General features: G+C 57.8%; 24 protein-coding genes and 1 tRNA gene. 20 read left to right on the forward strand and 5 right to left on the reverse strand.

Features of this window, described 5'->3' with window-relative positions; all coding sequences use genetic code 11:
* Positions 1-4: 4 nt before the first annotated feature.
* The 13 genes from ACX3YD_RS13310 to ACX3YD_RS13370 all read left to right on the forward strand — a co-directional run bounded on the left by ACX3YD_RS13310 (position 5) and on the right by ACX3YD_RS13370 (position 10,846).
* Entirely contained in the window at positions 5-334 is a 330-nt protein-coding gene (locus ACX3YD_RS13310) for a phage tail protein (RefSeq protein WP_458960211.1), read from the forward strand.
* The gene (locus ACX3YD_RS13315; protein WP_458960212.1) at positions 331-1,023 is read left to right on the forward strand and encodes a phage minor tail protein L; all 693 of its coding nucleotides are present in this window, start codon (positions 331-333) and stop codon (positions 1,021-1,023) included. The genes ACX3YD_RS13310 and ACX3YD_RS13315 overlap by 4 nt, the downstream gene beginning before the upstream one ends.
* A 2-nt stretch (positions 1,024-1,025) precedes the next feature.
* A complete protein-coding gene (locus ACX3YD_RS13320) occupies positions 1,026-1,835 on the forward strand; it encodes a C40 family peptidase (protein WP_458960213.1) in 810 nt (269 codons plus the stop codon).
* Positions 1,836-1,894: 59 nt separating this feature from the next.
* Positions 1,895-2,242 (forward strand): hypothetical protein, encoded by a 348-nt coding sequence (locus tag ACX3YD_RS13325; protein ID WP_458960214.1) that lies wholly within the window; start codon positions 1,895-1,897, stop codon positions 2,240-2,242.
* A 56-nt stretch (positions 2,243-2,298) separates the two neighbouring features.
* The gene (locus tag ACX3YD_RS13330; RefSeq protein WP_458960215.1) at positions 2,299-2,892 is read left to right on the forward strand and encodes a tail assembly protein; all 594 of its coding nucleotides are present in this window, start codon (positions 2,299-2,301) and stop codon (positions 2,890-2,892) included.
* Positions 2,889-6,092 carry a TipJ family phage tail tip protein gene (locus ACX3YD_RS13335; protein ID WP_458960216.1) on the forward strand — a complete coding sequence of 1,068 codons (3,204 nt, stop codon included), beginning with the start codon at positions 2,889-2,891 and terminating at the stop codon, positions 6,090-6,092. The genes ACX3YD_RS13330 and ACX3YD_RS13335 overlap by 4 nt, the downstream gene beginning before the upstream one ends.
* Positions 6,093-6,979: 887 nt before the next feature.
* On the forward strand, positions 6,980-7,315 hold the full coding sequence (locus tag ACX3YD_RS13340) for a hypothetical protein (protein WP_458960217.1): 336 nt from the start codon (positions 6,980-6,982) through the stop codon (positions 7,313-7,315).
* Positions 7,312-7,677: a phage tail protein gene (locus tag ACX3YD_RS13345; protein ID WP_458960218.1), complete on the forward strand. Its 366-nt coding sequence runs from the start codon at positions 7,312-7,314 to the stop codon at positions 7,675-7,677. Before ACX3YD_RS13340 ends, ACX3YD_RS13345 begins: the two co-directional genes overlap by 4 nt.
* Before the next feature lie 59 nt (positions 7,678-7,736).
* A complete protein-coding gene (locus ACX3YD_RS13350; RefSeq protein WP_458960219.1) occupies positions 7,737-8,162 on the forward strand; it encodes a cell wall hydrolase in 426 nt (141 codons plus the stop codon).
* On the forward strand, positions 8,159-8,677 hold the full coding sequence (locus ACX3YD_RS13355) for a lysis protein (protein ID WP_458960220.1): 519 nt from the start codon (positions 8,159-8,161) through the stop codon (positions 8,675-8,677). Before ACX3YD_RS13350 ends, ACX3YD_RS13355 begins: the two co-directional genes overlap by 4 nt.
* Positions 8,678-8,883: 206 nt before the next feature.
* Positions 8,884-9,984, forward strand: coding sequence for a hypothetical protein (locus tag ACX3YD_RS13360; RefSeq protein ID WP_458960221.1), 1,101 nt, complete (start codon positions 8,884-8,886; stop codon positions 9,982-9,984).
* A complete protein-coding gene (locus ACX3YD_RS13365; RefSeq protein ID WP_458960222.1) occupies positions 9,981-10,310 on the forward strand; it encodes an STAS-like domain-containing protein in 330 nt (109 codons plus the stop codon). Before ACX3YD_RS13360 ends, ACX3YD_RS13365 begins: the two co-directional genes overlap by 4 nt.
* A complete protein-coding gene (locus tag ACX3YD_RS13370) occupies positions 10,307-10,846 on the forward strand; it encodes a hypothetical protein (protein ID WP_458960223.1) in 540 nt (179 codons plus the stop codon). Before ACX3YD_RS13365 ends, ACX3YD_RS13370 begins: the two co-directional genes overlap by 4 nt.
* A gap of 178 nt (positions 10,847-11,024) precedes the next feature.
* Here the strand turns inward: ACX3YD_RS13370 and ACX3YD_RS13375 are convergent, their stop codons facing one another.
* Positions 11,025-11,234: a hypothetical protein gene (locus ACX3YD_RS13375; RefSeq protein WP_090463389.1), complete on the reverse strand. Its 210-nt coding sequence runs from the start codon at positions 11,232-11,234 to the stop codon at positions 11,025-11,027.
* A 205-nt stretch (positions 11,235-11,439) separates the two neighbouring features.
* Positions 11,440-11,527 (reverse strand) — tRNA-Ser (locus ACX3YD_RS13380).
* Between the two features lie 123 nt (positions 11,528-11,650).
* On the opposite strand from ACX3YD_RS13380, the gene ACX3YD_RS13385 reads away from it, so the two are divergent.
* Complete coding sequence (locus ACX3YD_RS13385; protein ID WP_047529859.1) at positions 11,651-12,322, forward strand: Bax inhibitor-1/YccA family protein; 672 nt, start codon at positions 11,651-11,653, stop codon at positions 12,320-12,322.
* Positions 12,323-12,389: 67 nt separating this feature from the next.
* On the opposite strand, the gene ACX3YD_RS13390 is transcribed toward ACX3YD_RS13385, so the two are convergent.
* Entirely contained in the window at positions 12,390-12,827 is a 438-nt protein-coding gene (locus ACX3YD_RS13390) for an Lrp/AsnC family transcriptional regulator (RefSeq protein ID WP_008155029.1), read from the reverse strand.
* Positions 12,828-12,963: 136 nt separating this feature from the next.
* On the opposite strand from ACX3YD_RS13390, the gene ACX3YD_RS13395 reads away from it, so the two are divergent.
* Positions 12,964-13,857, forward strand: coding sequence for a DMT family transporter (locus ACX3YD_RS13395; protein ID WP_458960224.1), 894 nt, complete (start codon positions 12,964-12,966; stop codon positions 13,855-13,857).
* A gap of 7 nt (positions 13,858-13,864) precedes the next feature.
* Here ACX3YD_RS13395 and ACX3YD_RS13400 read toward each other — a convergent pair whose 3' ends face one another.
* A complete protein-coding gene (locus tag ACX3YD_RS13400; RefSeq protein ID WP_458960415.1) occupies positions 13,865-14,908 on the reverse strand; it encodes an FUSC family protein in 1,044 nt (347 codons plus the stop codon).
* Between the two features lie 44 nt (positions 14,909-14,952).
* Positions 14,953-16,578, reverse strand: a complete 1,626-nt coding sequence (locus ACX3YD_RS13405; RefSeq protein ID WP_458960225.1) for an NADP-dependent glyceraldehyde-3-phosphate dehydrogenase — start codon at positions 16,576-16,578, stop codon at positions 14,953-14,955.
* Between the two features lie 327 nt (positions 16,579-16,905).
* Here ACX3YD_RS13405 and ACX3YD_RS13410 point away from each other — a divergent pair, with 327 nt between their 5' ends.
* The 5 genes from ACX3YD_RS13410 to ACX3YD_RS13430 all read left to right on the forward strand — a co-directional run bounded on the left by ACX3YD_RS13410 (position 16,906) and on the right by ACX3YD_RS13430 (position 22,343).
* Positions 16,906-17,793: a Dyp-type peroxidase gene (locus tag ACX3YD_RS13410; RefSeq protein ID WP_458960226.1), complete on the forward strand. Its 888-nt coding sequence runs from the start codon at positions 16,906-16,908 to the stop codon at positions 17,791-17,793.
* A 164-nt stretch (positions 17,794-17,957) separates the two neighbouring features.
* Entirely contained in the window at positions 17,958-18,710 is a 753-nt protein-coding gene (locus tag ACX3YD_RS13415; protein WP_458960227.1) for a GntR family transcriptional regulator, read from the forward strand.
* Complete coding sequence (locus ACX3YD_RS13420; protein ID WP_458960228.1) at positions 18,707-20,437, forward strand: fumarate reductase/succinate dehydrogenase flavoprotein subunit; 1,731 nt, start codon at positions 18,707-18,709, stop codon at positions 20,435-20,437. The genes ACX3YD_RS13415 and ACX3YD_RS13420 overlap by 4 nt, the downstream gene beginning before the upstream one ends.
* Positions 20,438-20,463: 26 nt before the next feature.
* Positions 20,464-20,709 carry a 4Fe-4S dicluster domain-containing protein gene (locus ACX3YD_RS13425; protein WP_008060065.1) on the forward strand — a complete coding sequence of 82 codons (246 nt, stop codon included), beginning with the start codon at positions 20,464-20,466 and terminating at the stop codon, positions 20,707-20,709.
* Between the two features lie 215 nt (positions 20,710-20,924).
* A complete protein-coding gene (locus ACX3YD_RS13430; RefSeq protein ID WP_458960229.1) occupies positions 20,925-22,343 on the forward strand; it encodes an ABC transporter substrate-binding protein in 1,419 nt (472 codons plus the stop codon).
* Positions 22,344-22,381 lie beyond the last annotated feature (38 nt).

Raw genomic sequence — 22,381 nt, forward strand, 5'->3', positions numbered from 1 at the left:
AATCATGCAGGTTTTCACCTGGAGAGCGGGTTATGACGCCTCGAAAGCCGTTGCTCCGACCGTCAAGGTCATCAAGTTCGGTGACGGCTATGAGCAGCGGCAGGCGTCCGGCATCAACCGCCTGCCACGCAAGTTTTCATTGATGTTCAAGAACAGAACGGAGGTGATCGCAGAAATCGACGATTTCCTCTCCGCACGAGGTGCCGTCGAAGCGTTCGCTTATACCCACCCCGGCCAATCTGCCGGGGTTTTTGTTTGTCGGGAATGGACGCGCGGCGATATCGCCTATGGCGCATCTAGCCTATCAGCTGCCTTTGAGGAGGTATTCGAATGAGCGAGTTACAGGGACAGCTCTCGCTGGCCACCGGACTGGTGATTTGGGAGGGTTTCGAGTTGGTGCTGCCCGACCAGACGCTTCGCTTTCATGCTGGAGTGAACGAAACGCTTGGGTCAGTTGTGTGGCAGGGGAACGTTTATACACCCTGGCCGATTAAGGCTCAGGAGTTCGCTACGCCCAGTCAAGGATCGCCGGCCCGGCCACAGCTTCAAGTCGGTAACTTCGGCGGGACGGTTTCGGCGCTGTGCCGAGAATATGAAGACCTTCTTGGGGTTAAGCTCAAACGCCGTCGCACGCTGGTCAAGTACCTGGATGCGGTTAACTTTGCTGGCGGCAACCCAACTGCAAACCCCGCCGAAGAGTACCCGGTTGAAACCTGGATCATTACGCGCAAGGTCAACGAAACACCAACCGCCATCGAGTTCGAGCTTGGCTCACCGCTCGACCTGCAGGGCGTGAAACTGCCGCGCCGGCAAGTGGTGGCCGGCACTTGCCTGTGGGCCTATCGCTCTGGTGAGTGTGGTTATGGCGGCGGCCCGGTGGCCGACTATACCGACAACCCAACCAGTGACCCTGCCAAGGATCAATGCAGCCGCACCTTGCGGGGTTGCAAGAAGCGCTTTGGCGAGAATGGTGAGTTGCCATTCGGCGGCTTCCCGGGCATTGCCCGCGTTCCGAGACTTTGACTATGAGCAAATTGTTCGAGAAATGCCGGGCTGACGCCGAGGCGCATGCCCGCGCAGAATATCCGCAAGAGTCATGCGGTCTGGTCGTCAGCGTGCGCGGAAAGCCGTCCTATGTGCCGTGCCGCAATCAGTCGGAAGAGCCGGATCACTTCATCTTGCACCCGGAGGATTACGCCGCTGCCGAGGACTTGGGCGATATCGTCGCGGTGGTGCATTCGCACCCTGATGCCGGCCCTGAGCCAAGCCTGCACGATATCGCGAGTCACGCGGCCAGCCGCATGACCTGGTGGATTGTCGGGCTGAAGGATGGTGCTGCAACCTGGCACGAAATGCCGGCCGCCGGCGAAATGCCGCTCGAAGGCCGGGTCTTTGTCCATGGCGTGATCGACTGTTACACCCTGGTCCGCGATTACTACCGCCAGGTGCTCGGCATCATCCTTCCGGACTACCATCGCAAGGATGATTGGTGGCACAACGGCGAGAACCTTTATGTCGATAACTTCGAGCAGGCTGGGTTTGTTCCTGTTTCTACACCAGAGCCAGGCGATCTGATCGTTATGGCTATCGGTAGCCCAACACCGTGCCATGGTGCGATTTGGCTTGAGGGCGACGTCCTGCTACACCACTTGTATGGGCGCCTGAGTTGCCGCGAGGTCTACGGCCGCGCCTACCGCGAGTGCACCACCCACATCATGCACTACAAGGGCGTTAAGGCCCCTGATGAAGACAGGAGAACCATCAAGGATTGTGTGAAACGATTTGATGGGTATGGGCCGCTGATCGAGCCATTCCCGGGGGTGTCACGCATATAGGCCCTGTATTTGTTCGGTCTTTGCCTGTTAGAGTCGCCAAAACACATGGAGGCTCAGCAATGCGGAAAGCTATAACAGCCCTGGCCCTGATCGCGCTGGCGGGGTGCACTACGCCGGGCGATCTGCTGAAAGGTGACCCAGCGGTTTCCAAGGTCACCAATAAAGACCCGAAGGCATTCGCTCTTTGTGTTTATCCAGACTGGCAGGAATACCAATCGACAGCCACAATGAGCGAAACCACAGACGGTTATCGACTCGTATCGGGCGGGGAGATGAACGGACAGACAAACGACGTTCTCGACATCAAGCGCACTGCGAGCGGGAGCACGGTCAAGCTCTACCAGCGAATGGCCTGGCAACAGGTTGGACGCAGCAAGGTAACCGAATCACTTAATCGCTGCCTGTAGATAGGGCAGAACAAACAAGCCGCCTCCGGGCGGTTTTTTATTGCCTGGAGAAAAGTATGTGCGCTGCCAACGTCAAGCCTATGACCACCATCTTGCTGTCCGGCAGCCTGGCACAAGCTTTCGGTCGCGAGCATGTCAGATATCTTGAGACCGGCACGACTATTGAGGCGTTCAGCGCCCTGAAGCACACGATCCCAGGCTTCGAAGATTTCATCCGTGACTCCGCGCGCAAGGGTCTTCGTTACGCCATATTCCGCAATCGTGAGAACGTCGGCGAGCGCGAGCTCACCTTGAGCGGGACGACCGAAATTCGAATAGTTCCGGTCCTTTCTGGCAGCAAAAATGGCGGACTGTTCCAGACCATTGTTGGTGTTGCGCTGATCGTTGCGTCATTCATTCCGGGCTTCCAAGCGCTTCTGCCAGTAGGTATCGCGATGACCCTTGGTGGCGTCGTACAGATGCTGTCACCGGTTCCAAAGTCTTCAAGCCAGCAAGACCAAGCCAGCACCGAAAACAAACCCAGCTACCTCTTCAACGGCGCCTTCAACTCAACGCAGCAAGGCCTTCCTGTGCCTGTGGTTTACGGAACAATGCTGGTCGGCTCCAGTGTGGTCGCGGTTGGTACCTGGGCGGAGGCACTGCCGACATGAGTGAAGTCATTATCGGTAGGAAGGGTGGCGGGAAGGGCGGTAGTGGCGGATCTGCGCGTACTCCAGTAGAGGCGCCCGATAGCATTCGCTCAAGACAACACGTACGGATTCTTCACGCGATCTGCGAGGGTGAAATACAAGGAATTGTTGGCGGCGACCAAGGCGTTTTCTTCGATGATGTGCCGTTGCAAAACCCTGACGGCAGCTACAACTTCTCCAGCGTCGGTATCGATGGCCGTGTGGGGACTCAATGGCAGGCCTACATGCCGATTACGGGGCTTGAGGCTGAGCAAACGGTTGGGGTTGAGCTGAAGCAGTACGTGAGCGTGGAACGAGCAATTACCGACACCGATGTCGACGCGGTGCGGCTGACGTTTAGCGTTCCCCAACTATCAGAGCAGAACCTGCAAAATGGCGATACCAGCGGATCAAATTTCGCATTGAGGTTAGACGCAAAACTGGGTACTGGCGCCTGGTATCAGATGTGCGATGACATCGACATCCATGCCAAAACCATGAGTCGTACCCAGTTTTCCTTTTACTTGCGCCTACTGCCATCGGGCGGGCTTCCGCGCTACATCCGCGCAACTCGACTGAATGTCGACTCCACTAGCGCCGCAATCCAAAACCGCACATCTTTCGATAGCATCACGTTGCTGTGGGATGAAAAGCTTCGGTACCCGAATACTGCAATGGTCGGCATATCAATTGATGCCGAGCAGTTTTCCAGCATCCCGCGCATGGCGTTCTTGATCCAGGGCATCAAGGTCTTGGTGCCGAGCAACTACAACCCGATTACCAGGGTCTACAGCGGCTCATGGGACGGCACGTTTCATAGGCTGTGGACTGATAATCCCGCCTGGGTCTGGTATGACATGCTCACCAATACCCGATACGGTCTGGGCGGCTCGCTCGATTCGTCGCTGATCGACAAATACGCGCTGTACAGCATAGCCCAGTATTGCGACGCTTTTGTCCCTGACGGCTATGGCGGCTATGAGCCGCGCTTCACCTGTAATCTGGCACTGACCACGCAACAGGATGCGTGGAAGCTGGTAAACGACATGGTGTCGGTGTTCCGAGCGATCTGCTTCTGGGCTGGCGGTACGTTAACTGCCGTACAGGATGCTCCGCGATCCAGTCGGTATCTGTTCAACAACTCCAACATCGTCGGCGGGGATTTCAACTACCAGTCAGTTGCCTCTGACCAGCGCTTCAACGTTGCAGCGGTGACCTGGAACGATCCGCTTCAGCAATACAAGCAGTCGGTCGAGATTGTTGAGCGCCCGGACCTGATCGCGAAATGGAATCGGATTCAGCAGAGTGATGTTGTGGCGGTTGGCTGCACCTCGCGCGGACAGGCTCGCCGCCTGGGGCGCTGGTTGCTGTACGCCGAAAGCGAAGCGGTGACGTTTGCAGTGGGTGCTGACGGGGCCATTCCGCACCCGGGCGATATCGTCGACATCGCTGACGCTAACCGGGCCGGCGCACGCAACGGCGGCCGACTTCTGGCCGGCAGCACGGCCTCATTGCTGCTCCTGGACGCGCCAATCGGCTTGGCCGGTACGGGCGTTGTCGGCGTGGTTATGGCGGATGGTTCGTATGCAACTGCCGCCGTCACTGTTGGGGCTGGCGCGACCTCTATTACGGTATCACCGCCGCTGGCTTCGGCACCTCTGGCCAGCGCGCCATGGGTCTTCTCGACTGCGGCGCTGGAGACGCAGAAATTCCGTGTCATCGGTATCAGCGAGGGAGATGACGGCACCTATGCGATCAGCGCTGTTGCCTACGACCCCGACAAGTTCAACGAGGTCGAGTACGGCACGCCGGACACCGATAACCCGACCAGCATCGTCAACCTTGGCAAGCCGGATGCGGTCGGCCAGCTGACGTTCACCGAGTCGCTGTATGACACCGGGACCGGGCTGGCGGCGGCCAGATTGACGGTCAGCTGGACACCGCCGGCACGCGCCATGCGTTACCAGATTGAGGTCAAGAAGCCGGGCGGTAACTGGGAATATGTCGCCGAGATTGCGACGCCGAGTATCGATTTCGACTCGGCTTCATCGGGCCTGTGGTCGTTGCGGGTGACGTCGAAGTCCGTGCTGGGTTTGGCCGGACCTGCTTCCATTCAAACCTATACCGCGCAGGCGCTGCTCGCGCCTCCGTCGGCGCTGGTTGGGCTTCGGCTCGATGTCATCAACAGCGTGGCCGCGCTGGCCTGGGAGCCCGTGCCGGAGCTGGACGTGAAGCTGGGCGGCAGCATCAACATTCGCCACTCGCGCAACACCTCTGCGACGTGGGACTCGGCCTTGCCGCTGACAGAAGTGGCGGGGCGCTCGACGTCCACCGTCGTCTCGCTTTTGCCAGGAAAATACCTGGCGCGAGCTGTGGACTCCTCTGGTGTTGGCGGGGACATCGTCGAGGTTTGGTCGGATGCACAAGTGCCTCTGCCGGACAACGTCGCGCTGACCATTACCGAGTCGCCCGCCTTCACGGGCGCAGTGGTCAATGCGTCGGCCGGCGGTGGGACTTTGAAAATGGCTGCCACTGGCTTGTTTGACGGTATCGCAGACGTTGATGCAGTTCTGGGTGAAATCGACAAATTCGGCGGTTCGGCTTTGTCGATGTCCTACAGCTTCGCCGCGCCCGCTGACTTGGGGCACGTCTATGACTGCCGCCTGACGGCGGATGTCGTCGCGGCGCTGTACGACGACGGTACCTATGTCGACACGATCGCTGACTTTGATTTGCTGATCAGTATTGATGGCGATCCACCCAATGGCGCTTCTCTGTCGCTGTGGGTACGCACGTCGGACGTGACACCGGTGGCCTGGTCAGCCTGGAAGCCCTTCGTCGTCGGTGACTACCGCGCGCGATTGTTTGACTTCCAGCTTCGTGGATCGGTGTTGCAGCCATCTAACTGGATTGATGTGACAAAGCTCGAAGTTGTCATCGATATGCCGGATCGGATCGAGAGCGGGAACGATATTCCGGTGCCGGTTGGCGGCCTGACCATCACCTATTCGCCACCGTTCAACGCTTCTCCAGCGGTCAGCTTGACGGCGCAAGGGTTGTCGGCTGGCGACTACTTCGATGTTTCAGCCAAGACCGAAATGGGCTTCACGGTCGTCATTCGCAACTCCAGTGGAGTCGCCAAGTCCGGCTGCTCGATTGACTACATCTCAAAGGGGTATTGATTTATGTCGCAGCACGATATGGACGTTGCAAACGGCCCAGGACTGACGGTTCGAACTGATATGAACGCAGCACTGCAGGCGCTCGCCTCAAACAGCGTCGGGCCGCTGGCGCCGGCTACGACATTTCCATGTCAGTGGTGGGGTGACACCACCGCGAATCGGTTGAAGCGGCGGGACAGCGCCAACACGGCATGGATTGACATGGGGCCGCTTGATTCGTTGAGTTACCTGCTTGTCTCTGGCGGGACCTTGACCGGGCCAATCAACGATGCGCCACCTCAAACAATCACGTCAGCGACGCTGACGGATATCGGGGCAGCCACTTCGAATGTAGTATCGATCAGCGGTACCACCACGATCACCGGACTTGGCACAATAGCCGCCGGCGCCCGACGTACCGTCAGATTCCTCGCTAGTTTGCTGCTGACCCACAACGTCACGTCGCTGATACTGCCTGGTGCAGCCAGTATTACAACAGCGGCCAATGACACTGCTGAGTTTTTGAGCTTGGGAAGTGGTAATTGGTTGTGTCTACACTACTCGCCTGCGATTGGAACGATTATCGCATCAGGGAGTAATGCCAACGGAAAATATACCAAATGGGCAGACGGGACAATGATATGCGAGTTCTCCAGCGCGTCGGGGTTTACAACGAGTAATTCATTTGGTCCGCTTTACCAAAGCGGGGTGGCGAGCTACACGTTTCCGGCCACTTTCGTCGGGTCGGCCCCTACCGTTACCCCAGTTGTTTCAGAGTCCACCGTGGCTCTATGCTGGGCGTGTATATCTGGGGTCCCGTCTGTTTCGTCGATATCTATCGCCGCGGTATCTGTGATCAACACAGCAACTACAAAACCTGGATACATAGCTAAAGGTCGGTGGCTCTAATGATTATTAAACTTTCGCCAGATGGGAATATCGGCCTAGATCTGAGTGTGATCAAGGCTGGAGAAGTGCTGAATATTAACGGGGAGGACTTTGATTTTTCTCCGATGGCCAGCGGAGACACGCTACCAGTATCAGCTATTACCAGCACATGGTTCCGCGGCGACGTTGAAAAGCTGGAAGACGGGAGCCTGGTGATCACCCTGGCACTGCCAAACGGGCCCAATGCAAGTCCGGAGCAGAGATTCCCTGTAGACCTCGTCAGTGTCCCGGATGGCCCGGTGGTCTTCCCAGCGCCGCTCCCGCCTGAGCAGGTTATCCCAGAGGAAATTCAATGAACATTGACTGGTCAAAACTCATCACGAAGGCCATGAAGGAAACGGCGGCCGTAGCCGATCACCTGGTTGCCATGAAAGCCGAACTCTCTGCACGTAACGCTCAATGTGTCACGCAGATCGCCCGCATTCAGGATCGCATCGATACGCTTGGATACGGCATTGATGCAGGGGAGGCGACCGAGGAGGACGAAGCCGAGCAGGCGGCGCTGATGATCAGTATTGCCGCATGGAAGGCCTACAAGTTCGCCCTCGGCAAAGTCACCAAGCAGCCGACTTGGCATGCGTCACCGGCATGGCCGAGCGTTCCGGCTATCCCGGACATCGTTGCGGACCCGGAACTGGCACAAACACCAGCGGCGTAATCACCTGCATCAAAGCGCACCCGCCATTGAGCGGGTATTTTTTTGCCTGGAGAAAAGTGATGACTGTTACCGATAAAGACCGCGACATCCTCGCGCGCACTCTGTGGGGTGAGGCCCGCGGCGAAAGCCTGGCTGGCCAAGTCGCCGTGGCCTGGACCATCCGCAACCGCGTGAACGACGGCAAGGAAAAATCGTGGTGGGGGGAGGGCTATGCCGGCGTGTGCCAGAAGCCGTACCAGTTCAGTTGCTGGAACAAGACCGATCCGAACTTTGCCTTTCTGAGCGGAGCGCGTCAGATCCCATTCCGCGAACTGGCCCAGGCGCGGATCGCTGCTGATCAGGTGATCGATGGCAAGGTGCCTGATCCCACCGGTGGGGCCACGCATTACTACGCTACCACCATGCCGAAGCCACCGGTTTGGGTGAAGGGCGCTAAGCAGATGCTGGCGCTTGGGCATCACATCTTCTTCAGGGATGTGCCATGAGCCCGGGTGCGACGAAGCTGGTACTGGTCGGCGTGCTGACGCTGTTGCTGATCACCGCTGGAGCCGCTTGGAAGGTCCAGGACTGGCGCTACGGCCAGAAGCTCGCCGAGCAGGCAGGCCTGCACAAGGATGACCTGACCTCCATAAGCAACGCAGCCGCCGCCCAGGTCCGTGCTGATCAGGATAAACGCCTGGCGCTCGAGCAGCGTCTTGCAGCCAGCGACCAAACCCACTACGAGGCGTTGACCAATGCTCAAAAAGACCAAGCTCGCCTGCGCGATCGCCTTGCCACTTCTGATCTGCGGCTGTCAGTCCTCCTCGCCGAGGATTCAACCGGTGGCTGTTCAGTGCCAGCCGGTACCGGCGCCGGCGGCGTGGTTCATGGAGGAGCGCGCGCCCGACTTGACCCAGCGCATGCTCAGCGAATTATCGGCATCACCGACGCCGGCGACCAAGGATTGATTGCGCTGGCGGCTTGCCAGTCGTATGTCAGAAAGATCTCTGGGTTTGACTGAGGGAGCGGAAAATTCGAAAAAATGGTTACCGCTCTGTGCTTGATGGCATGAGCTATTGTGGGAGTCGATGAGTGACCTTCAGACTGGCTTTTGATAATGTGCGGTGCCGTCACATGCAGCAGACAGGATGATGGGAGAAACCTACTGGCTCAGCGGGTTACCGAGAGGTAGAACGGCATGGAAGATTTAACAAATTCGGAATATAGATGAAGCGAATTAGCGCAGAACATAGGGAAATGAGGCAGGCTGCCGGGGAAGCTCGTTGGCTTACACGACTGCGTCGAAAAAATAAAAAATATGTCCCAGGAAAAGTTGCGCCTATACGCGCCCTGATTGATAGAGATGTTTTCATTGCCCCCAAATATATATCTATTTATGAGTTTGAGAGTAGGGTCAGTCCGTACAATGAAACAATGGAGTTCCTTCATCAAATCAGGAAAAAGTATCGGCATCGTGATTGCGTAGTTGATTTTTCCAGAACAGAGAAGATTTCTGCAGCGGCGTTGGTTGTGGTTTATGCTGCAATTGAACTAGCAGGGGTAGGTCGGTCAGGAAAGGCGAGCGTTTCTCTGTCTCTAAAGTCTCCTGCAGTTAATAATGCAATAAAATCCAGTAATTTGCATAAGCTTATCAATGGGTTTGAGATTAAATATGCTCTCACTAGTGCCAGGAATATGCCAATAGTATCGAGTGTTGGTAGGGAGCAGATGGATGAAGTCGTCGATTTTATTCAGCGTCGAATTTACGACGGTCGGATGAGTCCAGAGCAGGAGCATGTCTACGGTGATGCGGTCTCAGAAACTATTAATAACGTGAGATTACACGCCTATCCCGGGGAGCCTAACGAAAATAAACGCTGGTGGCTAATGTGCAGTACTTTTGGGAAGAAATTATATCTGGCGATATATGATTGTGGTGTAGGTATCCCGAAAACTGTGGTGAAACAACCATGGTTTTTTCCGCTCTTGAAATTTACTGATCCGAAGCTTTATGAAGATATGACGAAAGATATTCCAGAATTCGAGAGCTCGGGTGTTAAAATTTTTGATGCAGTACCTACCAGGGTTTCTGACGAGAGATTAATTTATTTCTCCATGCAGAATGATGTTTCTGGAACTCGTCAAGAAAAGCATGGTCAAGGAAGTAAGAGTATTAAAGCGCTGGTTAATGATACGGATGGTGGCGTTTTATGGGTTTTCAGTAATAATGGCCTTTATACATTTAATGAGGACGGACAGCAGCCAGGTGCGTCTAAGCTGAAGAATAAGTTCCCTGGTACTTTGGTCCAATGGAATATAGAGTTATGAGCGAATTTACAATTAGTGTCGTAAAGGATTTTAATAAGCGTCCGTATGGTAGATATCCCGACGACGGAGATGGCTGCGGTCAGTTCTTCAGAGAAAAACTTCTTGCGCCGAAATTGCGAGAGTACGACAAGGTTCACGTAGATCTTGATGGCTATAATCGATACGGCCGCTCTTTCCTAGATGAGGCTTTTGGTGGATTGATTCGTGAGGAAGGATTTACTTGGGAGGAGTTACAGGTGAAGCTAACTTACTCTCATAGTCTTGTTAAGAGTATTGAAGCTTTAATTAAGGATAGAATTGACGCGGCAGGTGGTAAGGGGAAATGAATTTTCAGAATCTCCCTGGCCAGCTAATAGTTTTGTTGATTGGTTGGATGTTCACTCTTTACCTTCAATATAATGCCAATCGGAGAGCAGAAGCTCTTAAGCGTAAAGATAAAATAATTGACCGGTTGGATGACTTGGCATCGTGGGTCGAGGATGAGGTCGGGAAGGAAAATTTCAAAGCAAGTCGGGCAGAGGAAGCTTACACAGGGCTTATGTTGGAGCTAGAGTTGCGTGTTAATCAGTTTAATGGTCACGTGCGGACAGCTATTGTCGATATTGAAATGGTCGGTGCATTGAGGGATCTAGATTTCTTCGAAGAGTCTGGTCGAGATGAGCTTAGCTATAAAGCTAGAGCGCTAGCGTCCCAGATAGTGGAAAAAATCGAAATGGGATGCGATGACTTGTATTTTAGTCGCTCCGTGTTGCACCGGATCAACAGGTTTTTGTATGAGCTCAGTGGTGTAGCTTTCGGGATGCTATCACTTTTTATTTTTATTCTATTGATTTGGGCTTTCAGCAACTTATCTTTCGGATGACTTTATGTTGTACGTATTGGCACTCACTGTGCCTGTCAGCGAATCGATAATCTCGAACCACTTTTTGAACCATTCCTGCGTTTTTTAGGTGGATCCAGGGGGTTGAATACCCCCTGAAGCCTTTAAAACCCCCGGACCAGAAACGCCAGCTAATCCGCACAACTCGTGCTGTCCCCGCTCACTCCGGCGTCATCATCACTGCCAGCGTCATCTTGATGAACTCCTCGTTCCGATCGATTGCGTCCAGAGCGCTGCGAACGTTGTCGGCGACATCGGCCGCGCCACGTTGCTCTACCCAAAGCGTGAGCTCCATGATGGCGGCTTCCAGGGCGAGCTGATTTTCGTTGATCTTGAATAGCAGGGAAGGGAGCAGGTCTGAATTTGGCATGGGAATTCCTCCGTGGACGAGGAAAGCGTAGCACCAGGTTATATGCAGGATTTTTTACGATTGGCAGGACGCCAGAAGAGGGGAAAATCAGGAAAGTTTTGTAACGGTTACCAAATAGTTTTGTAACGCGTCGAAATCACCAGGCCGAAAGCCAAACCCCAGAAACGACAAAGCCCCGAAAAATCAGGGCTTTGTCGTATAAAGATGGCGGAGGCGATGGGATTCGAACTCATGGACCTGTTACAGTCGACGGTTTTCAAGACCGTTGCCTTAAACCACTCGGCCACACCTCCGTTTGTGTTGCGGGCGCCATAATACCTGAATGAAACACACTGTCAAACTCTCTGCATAGCTTGTTACAGGGCGTCTGTTATGATCTTTGCGACTGAACGTTTCAAACCAACAGGAGTGTCGCCATGCGCGAACAGGATTACGCAGTTAATAACAGCTTGCAGGCTGAGCAGCTAGAGGTTAGCCGCGTCCTGCGCAACACATACGGCTTGCTTGCACTCACGCTCGCATTCAGCGGTGTGATGGCCTTCGTTGCCCAGCAGATGCGTGTCGGTTATCCAAACATTTTCGTGGTGCTGATCGGCTTCTACGGGCTTTTCTTCCTCACCAACAAACTCCGTGATTCCGCCTGGGGCCTGGTGTCGGCATTTGCCCTGACCGGTTTCATGGGCTTCCTGCTCGGCCCGATCCTCAACCGTTACCTGGGCATGCAGGGCGGTGCTGAAGTGGTCAGCTCGGCCTTCGCGATGACCGCACTGGTGTTCGGCGGTCTGTCGGCCTACGTGCTGATCACCCGCAAGGACATGAGCTTCCTCGGCGGTTTCATCACCGCCGGCTTCTTTGTGCTGCTGGGCGCAACGCTGGCGGGCATGTTCTTCCAGATCAGCGGTCTGCAGCTGGCGATCAGCGCCGGTTTCGTGCTGTTCTCTTCGGTCTGCATTCTGTTCCAGACCAGCGCCATCATTCACGGCGGCGAGCGCAACTACATCATGGCGACCATCAGCCTGTATGTATCGATCTACAACCTGTTCATCAGCTTGTTGCAGCTGTTCGGCATCATGGGTCGCGATGATTGATCGCCAGCCTTGAGTGAAAAAACCCGCTTCGGCGGGTTTTTTCTTGCCTGTGATTTGCCGCAAGCGACTAGGCCATCGGCGGCAACCGGCGTTTGACCGGGGTTTTCTTGACGATGGCCGTATTGGTTTCGGCGTGGGTATTGAGCCGGTCGAGCAGGGTGTCCAGCTGTTCCATCGAGCGTACATGCAGGCGTGCGATGAAGCAGTCGTCGCCGGTCACCTTGTCGCATTCGGTGAATTCGGGGATGGCCTGGATCTGCCGTTCCACCTCCTGTAACTGGCCCGGCAGCGGGCGAATGCGCACGATCGCCTGGAGCTGATAACCGAAGCATTTCGGGTCGATTTCGACGGTATACCCCTTGAGCACGCCGCGCTCTTCAAGTCGGCGCAGGCGCTCGGCGACGCTGGGCGATGACAGGCCGCTGATCTGCGCCAGGGCCTTGAGCGAGCGTCGTGAATCCTCCATCAATGCCGTGATCAGCACTTGGTCGATGTCATCGGTCATGGTGCAATCCTCGATTAGGCAACTCTTCGAAGTCGCCTTGATAAAAAAGGCAGAATCCAAGTTTAGCCTGATTTATGCACTGGAGAAGCCCTCGCCTGGATCGGCATACTTTGGGCTCAAACACAGGAGTCTGATGATGGACAAAACAATACGTCGCGGCTCGTTCGAAATGACCGCCGCCATGCTGATCTCCGGAACCATCGGCTGGTTTGTGCTGGTATCCGGGCAACCGGTACTGGATGTGGTGTTCTGGCGCTGCCTGTTCGGGGCCGGCACTTTGCTGCTGATTTGCGCCGCATTCGGTTTCCTGCGCCGCGGTATCCTGACCCGTACCACCTTCTTGCTGGCGGTGCTCAGCGGCGTGGCGATTGTCGGCAACTGGGTGCTGTTGTTCGCCTCTTATTCCAGGGCTTCGATTGCCATCGGCACCGCCGTCTATAACGTGCAGCCGTTCATGCTGGTGGGCCTGGCCGCGCTGTTCCTCAACGAGAAGATCACGCTGCAGAAGATGGCCTGGCTGGGCGTTTCGTTTCTCGGGATGCTGGCGATTGTCAGTGCCCATGGCGGGCAGGGCGAGAGCGGTAACCAGTACCTGATCGGCATTGTTCTGGCGCTGGGCGCTGCATTTCTTTATGCAATTGCCGCATTGATCATCAAGCGCCTGACCGGCACGCCGCCGCATTTGATCGCACTGATTCAGGTCAGCACCGGCGTGCTCCTGCTGGCGCCGTTCGCGCACTTTTCGGCGCTGCCGCAGGCACCGAGTGCCTGGGCCAGCCTGGTCACGCTGGGCATCGTGCACACCGGCGTGATGTACGTGCTGCTATACGGCGCGATCCAGAAACTGCCCACCGCACTGACCGGCGCGCTGTCGTTCATCTATCCGATCGCGGCGATTTTTGTCGACTGGTTTGCCTTCGGTCATCGCCTGGAACCCCTGCAATGGATCGGCGTGGCCGCGATTCTGTTGGCGGCGGCGGGAATGCAGCAGGGCTGGGGCCTGAAGTTGCGTCGCACGGTTGCACAGTGATCAGGCGTCAAATGTTCCAGCGCGGCGCAGTCTGCGCCAGTCGCTGGCGCATCTCGCCGATGTTGGCCGCCAACTGCCGGACCAGCAATCGATAACCGTCCAGCGAGCTATAGACCGGTGTATCCAGGCTTGAATCCGGCAGCACTTCAGCAGGCCGCCCGAGCCGCTGGGACACGCCGGATTTCAGTGCCCGGGCCATGCCGATCAGTTGCACGCGAATCAACCGGTGCTCCGCTTTCAGCGCTGATTGCAGATGGGCCATGGCGTCCGGATCACTGGCATCCGGCCGGGTGTTGCCAAGGATCTCCAGTGTGCTGACGCACATGCGCAAGTGACGCTGGATGGCATCGAGTTCGGTCATGGAAATCTTCACTTCCTTGGACACCGAGGGCATCAGTGAGCGCAACTGCACCATCACCGTGTTCAGGCGCCCCATGAGCTTGAGATGTTCGTCCGCCGTGACCGGTTGACCGTTGATGATGCGTCCGTAGATCGTCGCGCAATCACGCAAGGCATCGGCCAGGTTGTAGCGCCAGGAATAGACCGCGTACAGCGGCAGGGCGAAGGAAAACGCCAGGGCCAGGGCAATACCGATGAGGATATCGACCCCGCGCCACAGCCCATCGGAAACCGGATTATCACCATGGCCGGCGACAATGAACACGGTAATGGCGGCCAGCAATGCCGTATAACCGCCCTTGCCGATGGCGTGGTACGAGAAAAAGCCGCAAATCACCGCCATGGCGAAATAGGTCAGCCACGGCATGCCAAGCCACGCCTGTTGCACCACCAGGACCAGGCCGATCGCCGCCCCGACCAGGGTGCCGATGGCCCGCTCGGCGGATTTTTTGCCGATGTTGCCGTGGTGTTGCAAGCCGCCGATCACCACCAGCATCGTCACCGACGCCCACTCGCCGTGGGGCAGGTGGATGCCGGTGGTCAGCAGGATCGACGCCAGCAACCCCAGTGACACCCGTACGGCGTGGATGACCCTGGCATGACGATAGCGTCGGTACGGGTCCAGCAGCGGACGCAGTAAACGGCGCAGCAGCGGTGGCAATTGAAGGGCTCTGGACTGGCTCAGGTCGGCACTCCTCAGAAAATGTAATCGGTGGTCAGGAAGCTTGAACTGCGGCCGCTGATGATCTCGCTGATCAGTTCCTTGTTGCTCTCCTGGAATTTGGTGGCAACCAGTGTCCGGATCGAAAACACCCGCAGGGCATCATGCACCGACAATGTGCCCTCGGCCGAGTTCTTGCGGCCGTTGAACGGGTAGGTGTCGGGGCCGCGCTGGCATTGGGCGTTGAGGTTGATGCGTCCGACCTGATTGGCAAAGGTGTCCACCAGACGTCCGACCGCCACCGGGTTGGTGCCGAAGATGCTCAACTGCTGGCCGAAGTCCGACTCCAGGACGTAATCGATCACCGTATCCAGATGTCGGTACGGCACGATCGGTACCACCGGGCCGAACTGTTCTTCCTGATAGACGCGCATTTGCGGCGTCACCGGGTATAGCACCGCGGGATAGAAGAACGACGCACGGGTCTCGCCGCCATGGGGGTTGACCACCTGCGCGCCTTTTTCAACGGCATCCGCCACCAGCCCATGCAGATAAGCGACCTTGCCCGACTCCGGCAACGGCGTCAGGGCTACGCCGCTTTCCCACGGCATGCCGGGTTTGAGCGTGGCGAGTTTGGCGTTGAATTTCTCGATGAAGCGCTCAACCACGTCTTCGTGGACAAAGAGGATTTTCAGCGCTGTGCAGCGCTGGCCATTGAACGACAGGGACCCGGTGACCGCTTCATTGACCGCATTGTCCAGATCCACTTCCGGCAAGACGATACCGGGATTCTTCGCATCCAGGCCCAGCGCCGCGCGCAAACGGTGGGGTTTTGGATGAAGTTTTTTCAGGTCACTGGCGGCTTTATTGGTGCCGATGAACGCAAAGATATCGATCTTGCCACTGGCCATCAGGGCGCTCACGGTCTCGCGACCGCTGCCGTAGATCACGTTGATCACCCCGGCCGGGAAGCTGTCGCGGAAGGCTTCCAGCAATGGACGAATCAACAGCACGCCGAGTTTGGCCGGTTTGAACACCACAGTGTTGCCCATGATCAGCGCCGGAATCAGCGTGGTGAAGGTTTCGTTCAGCGGGTAGTTGTAGGGTCCCATGCACAAGGCCACGCCCATCGGTACGCGGCGGATCTGGCCGAGGGTGTCCTGCTCCAGTTCGAAACGGCTGGAACGGCGGTCGAGCTCCTTGAGGGCGTTGATGGTGTCAACGATGTAATCACAGGTGCGGTCGAATTCTTTTTCCGAGTCCTTCAGGTTTTTGCCGATTTCCCACATCAGCAACTTGACCACCGCCTCGCGTTGTTCGCGCATGTGCTTGAGGAAGGTCTCGACATGCTGGATGCGCTCGGCCACACGCAGGGTCGGCCACAACCCCTGGCCGCGGTCATAAGCGCGGACGGCGGCGTCGAGGGCGGTCAAGGCGGTCTCGGCATCGAGCAGTGGCGTACTGCCGAGGATGACTTGCTCATCGCCATTCGGGCCGCTGATATACACCGGGCTGCGGACTTGGGCGAGGGGGCCTGGCCAGGTCCTCAATACGCCATCGACCAGGTATTCACGCTGCTCGGTCGGGCCGTCGAGGCGGTATTTTTCCGGGATGCTGCCGGGCTCGGGAAACATATTGCCAAGGATATTCGCTGTGGTCATGTCGCTACCCCGTATCAGATGTTGGCGAGCCCGGGCCACGGTAGGCGCGGGCTCGCTCGCGAAGGTCGTGAACGATAACGCGTAAAATCAGACGCCCCGCGGCGGTTATGGGTTTTTCGCGAGCGAGCTCGCTCCTACATTCAACGTTCAATGCCCCGGATTTTGAGTCGATCGCGCGGCGACAGGCAGAGTAGAGGGGTTGAGGGTCTGGATATTGTGTCTCTAGCGTAGACCGCTTTGCGCAGTTCTTGTACATGGACATTGACCTGAGCACACACAAGGGCCGGTGCTGCGGTTAAACTTCGCGCTCTTTCATAAGGAGTTCATATGAGTCATTACCAGCCGGGCATTCTCGCCACCCCTGTTCCGCCTCAAGCTCGTCATATGTTCTTCGCCCTCGAATCCGCCGCTGCGTTGCCGGCGGCGCTCGACAATTTGATGCAACTGGTGGACGGCCAGTCGGCTGTGGTCGGCTTCGGTGAGTCCCTGGTCAAGGCCCTGAACGGCAACATTGAAGGGCTGCGGGTGTTCCCGGCGCTGACGGGCGTGGGCGTTGATAACCCGTCGACCCAACACGCGCTGTGGTGCTGGTTGCATGGCGTTGACCGTGGTGAACTGCTCAATCGCAGCAACGCCCTTGAAGCGGCATTGGCGCCGGCCTTGCGCCTGGTGCAGATGACCGAAGGCTTCCGCCATCGCGATGGCCATGACCTGACCGGCTACGAAGACGGCACCGAGAACCCCCAGGATGAGGCCGCTGCGGCTGCCGCGCTGGTGGCTGAAGGCGCTGACGGCACGGTCGGTGGCAGCTTTGCCGCGATCCAGCAGTGGCAGCACGATTTGAAGGGCTTCCACGCGCTGCCTTCCCACGAAACCGACCACATCATGGGCCGACGCCTGAGCGACAACGAAGAACTCGATGACGCGCCGATCTCCGCCCACGTCAAGCGCACTGCCCAGGAAAGCTTCGCGCCCGAGGCGTTCATCGTGCGTCGCTCGATGCCGTGGATCGAAGGCGACCGCGCTGGCCTGATGTTCCTCGCCTTCGGTTTTTCCCTGGACGCCTTTGAAGTCCAGCTGCGGCGCATGAGCGGCCTGGAAGACGGCATCACCGACGGTTTGTACCGCATCAGCCGGCCGATTACCGGCGGCTATTACTGGTGCCCGCCGCTCAAGGACGGTCGACTGGACCTGCGTGCACTGCGGATCGACTGACAGATCACGAGCTGGCTTTTGTAGCGAGGGAGCTGGCTCCCTCGCTACAGATGTTTCACCGCACGATTGATCGTGCGCTCTAACCTTATTCCCAAACAGTATTTCTCAGCCCTCTCTTTAGAACTCTAAGATCACGTCATAACTCGTTATGACAAGTGATCTTCATGACCGATAACGTTCTATCCCTCAGTAGCGTTCCCTTGCACACCCAGCTGCGTGATGTGCTGCGCGCCCGCATCCTTGATGGCCAATACCCGCAAGACAGCCAGATGCCTTCGGAAAGCGAGCTCGGCGCGCTGTTCAAGGTCAGCCGCATCACCGTGCGCCAGGCCCTCGGTGACCTGCAAAAGGAAGGGCTGATCTTCAAGATTCACGGCAAAGGCACTTTCGTCGCCAAGCCCAAGACCTTCCAGAACGTCAGCACCCTGCAAGGCCTGGCCGAATCCATGACCGGTCGCGGCTACGAGGTGATCAACCGCCTGCGCAGTTTCAAGTTCATTGCCGCCGACAAACGGGTGGCCGAGCGGTTGCAGGTCGCCGAGGGTGAAACCGTGGCGCAGATCAAACGGGTGCGGTTGATCAATCGCGAGCCGATTTCGCTGGAAATCACCTACCTGCCCAAAGCCATCGGCGAGCGCCTGGAAAAAGCAGACCTGGTTACCCGCGACATCTTCCTGATCCTCGAAAACGACTGCGGCCTGGCCCTCGGTCACGCCGATCTGGCCATCGATGCGGTGCTGGCCGGCAGCGACCTGACCCAGGCGCTGAACGTCGAACCCGGCTCTCCGATCATGCGCATCGAGCGTCTGACCCATGACGCTGAAGGCCGGCCACTGGACTTCGAACACCTTTACTACCGAGGCGACGCGTTCCAGTACCGCCTGCGGATTGACCGGCTAAAAGGGGAGCAGGCATGAGCCGAAACACGTTGGAGCAGGAATACGACATCGTCGTGATCGGCGGTGGCACCGCCGGGCCCATGGCGGCGATCAAGGCCAAGGAGCGTAACCGTGATCTGCGGGTGCTGTTGATCGACAAGGCCAACGTCAAGCGCAGCGGCGCGATCAGCATGGGCATGGACGGCCTGAACAACGCGATCATCCCCGGCCATTCGACGCCGGAGCAGTACACCAAGGAAATCACCATCGCCAACGACGGCATCGTCAACCAGGCAGCGGTCTACGCCTATGCGACCCACAGCTTCGAAACCCTCTCGCAACTGGACCGCTGGGGCGTGAAGTTCGAGAAAGACGAAACCGGCGACTACGCGGTGAAAAAGGTCCACCACATGGGCGCCTACGTGCTGCCGATGCCGGAAGGGCACGACATCAAGAAAGTGCTGTATCGCCAGTTGAAGCGGGCGCGGGTGAGCATCACCAATCGCCTGGTCTGCACCCGTTTGCTCAAGGACGAAGAGGGCGCGGTCAACGGTGTAATGGGCTTCGACTGCCGCACGGCCGACTTCCATGTGATCAAGGCCAAAGCAGTGATCCTGGCGTGCGGCGCGGCCGGACGTCTGGGCCTGCCGTCCTCGGGCTATTTGATGGGCACCTACGAAAACCCGACCAATGCCGGCGACGGCTACGCCATGGCCTATCACGCCGGGGCTGAACTGGCGAACCTGGAATGCTTCCAGATCAACCCGCTGATCAAGGACTACAACGGCCCGGCCTGCGCTTATGTCACCGGCCCGCTGGGCGGCTACACCGCCAACAACAAGGGCGAACGCTTCATCGAGTGCGACTACTGGAGCGGGCAGATGATGTGGGAGTTCCACCAGGAACTGGAAAGCGGCAACGGCCCGGTGTTCCTCAAACTCGATCACCTGGCCGAGGAAACCATCCAGAACATCGAAGAGATCCTGCACAGCAACGAGCGCCCGAGTCGCGGTCAGTTCCACGCCAATCGCGGCACCGACTACCGCACGCAGATGGTCGAGATGCACATTTCCGAAATCGGTTTTTGCAGCGGGCATTCGGCGTCGGGTGTCTGGGTCAACGAGCGAGCCGAAACCTCGGTCAAGGGGTTGTACTCGGCGGGGGACATGGCCGCGGTGCCGCACAACTACATGCTCGGCGCGTTCACATACGGCTGGTTTGCCGGGTCCAATGCGGCGGATTTCGTCGCCGGGCGTGAGTTTTCGGCGCTGGATGCCGCGCAGATCGAAACCGAGAAACAACGGGTCTACGCGCCATTGGACCGCGAACACGGCCTGCCACCGGCCCAGGTCGAGTACAAATTACGGCGCTTCGTCAACGACTACCTGCAACCGCCGAAAGTGACGAAGAAGATGCAAATCGGCCTGCAGCGCTTCAGCGATATCCAGCGCGACCTCGATCAGATCAAGGCCCACAACGCCCACGAACTGATGCGAGCCATGGAAGTCAGCATGATCCGCGACTGCGCCGAAATGGCCGCCCGGGCCTCGTTGTTCCGCGCTGAAAGTCGCTGGGGGCTTTACCACTATCGGGTCGACCACCCGCAACGCAACGACAACGACTGGTTCTGTCATTGCCACCTGAAGAAGGATGAAAACGGCCTGATGACCAGTTTCAAGAAAGCCGTCGAGCCTTACATCATCCCGCTCGACGCCGATGAAATGCAGGCCTACGACCGGTTGCGGGTCGGTGCCGATGCGGCTTGATGCCGTCAACCAAAGAGAGACCGAACATGGCCTATCAACCCCAGGAAATCTTCTTCCGTTCCAACGCACCGGTCACCGTCGATGAGGACCTGTGCATCGCCCACAAAGGCTGCACCGTGTGCGTTGATGTTTGCCCGATGGACTTGCTGGCCATCAACCCGGCCACGCAAAAGGCCTACATGGCTTTCGATGAATGCTGGTACTGCATGCCCTGTGAGAAGGACTGCCCGACCGGGGCGGTGAAAGTGGACATCCCTTATTTGTTGCGCTGAATGACAGGACGCCATCGCGAGCAAGCTCGCACACAGTGTCTCTGTCTGCACCCACGAAACTTGTGGGAGCGAGCTTGCTCGCGATGAGGCCGGTACAAACAACCCAAAAGCCATCCGGCAACCACCGGACGCCTGTTTCAAACACCCCTCGTTTCCCACCACGCCCTGATCGTGGCGGAGACGAACATCCTATAAATGATTCGAGGGGATTCATCATGGTTTTGCCAACATCGCTGCGTGCAACATTGGCCGGTCTGGTACTGGCCTCATTCACCTTGTCGGCTTCGGCCGAAACCATCCGCATTGCCATCGGCACCCAGGACACCACGATCAACTGCGCCGCTGGCGGACTGTTGATCCGCGAATTGGGCCTGCTCGACAAATACCTGCCCCACGACGGGCAATACAAGGACGCGAAGTACGACGTGGAGTGGAAAAATTTCACCAGCGGCGCGCCCCTGACCAACGAGATGGTTGCCGGCAAACTCGACTTCGGCGCCATGGCCGATTTCCCCGGTTCGTTCAACGGTGTGGCGTTCGAAACGGCGGGCAAGCACAGCCTGTTCATCAGCGTGCTGTCGGGCAGCATCAAGGGCAGTGGCAACGGCATCGTCGTGCCGAGCGCCTCGGGCGTGCAGTCGCTGGCCGAGCTCAAGGGCAAGAGCATTTCCGTGCCGTTCGCCTCGACCGCCCATGGCATGTTGCTGCGTGCCGTGGCTGCCCAGGGATGGGACCCTCTCAAAGACGTGAACATCATTGCCCAGCCACCGGAAGTCGCCGGCTCCGCCTTGCAGGCCGGCAAGATCGACGCCCATGCCGACTTCGTGCCGTTCGCCGAGCTGTTCCCGAGCCGGGGCTTCGCACGCAAGATCTATGACGGCTCCCAGGCCGGGGCACCGACCTTCCACGGTGCGCTGGTCGATCAGAGCTACGCGAAAAAATACCCGGAGATCGTCGTCGCCTACCTGCGCGCCAGCCTCGAGGCCAATCAGTTGCTGGCCGCCGAGCCGGAGAAGTACAGCGAACTGATCGCCAAGGTCACCGGGGTCGATGCCGAGGTCAATTATCTGTTCCACGGCCCGCTGGGCGTGCAGACCCGCGACCTGAGCTGGAAACCGGAATATCGCCAGGCTGTCGGCACCGCCATCGACACCCTCAAGCTGCTGAAAAAGGCTGATCGCGGGCTCGATTTGAATACCTTCATCGACGACCAGTACATCCGCGCTGCCTTCAAGGCTTCGAACCTGGACTACGCCGCGCAACTGGCCAACTACGCGCAAACCCCGCTCAAAGCGGTCGATGCATCCACCGGCAAAGCCATCACCGACTTCAGCCATGTGGCCGAGATCTGGGTGCGTGGCGAACCGAAAGTCCGTCAGTACGCATCGGCCGATGCCGCGTTCACCGCGTTGGCCAGCCTTAAGCAGGAAGGCAGGAACATCCGCGCGGTGTATGCCCAGGCCAGCGACAGCGGCATCAAGTTGCTGGCGGATCAGGCGTGGTTTGCCAGTGATGCGAAAGGGCGCCTCAGCGCGTTTCTGCTCAAGGGCCAGGCCCAACAATTCGCCACGGCCCAGGGCGGCAAAGTCTTCGACTTTACCGATGCGACGACTCAAGCCGTGGTCACCCGCTGACCCTGTGGGAGCCGGCTTGCCGGCGATTGCTGACGGAC

This window comes from Pseudomonas fluorescens group sp. PF-1 (assembly GCF_054481335.1).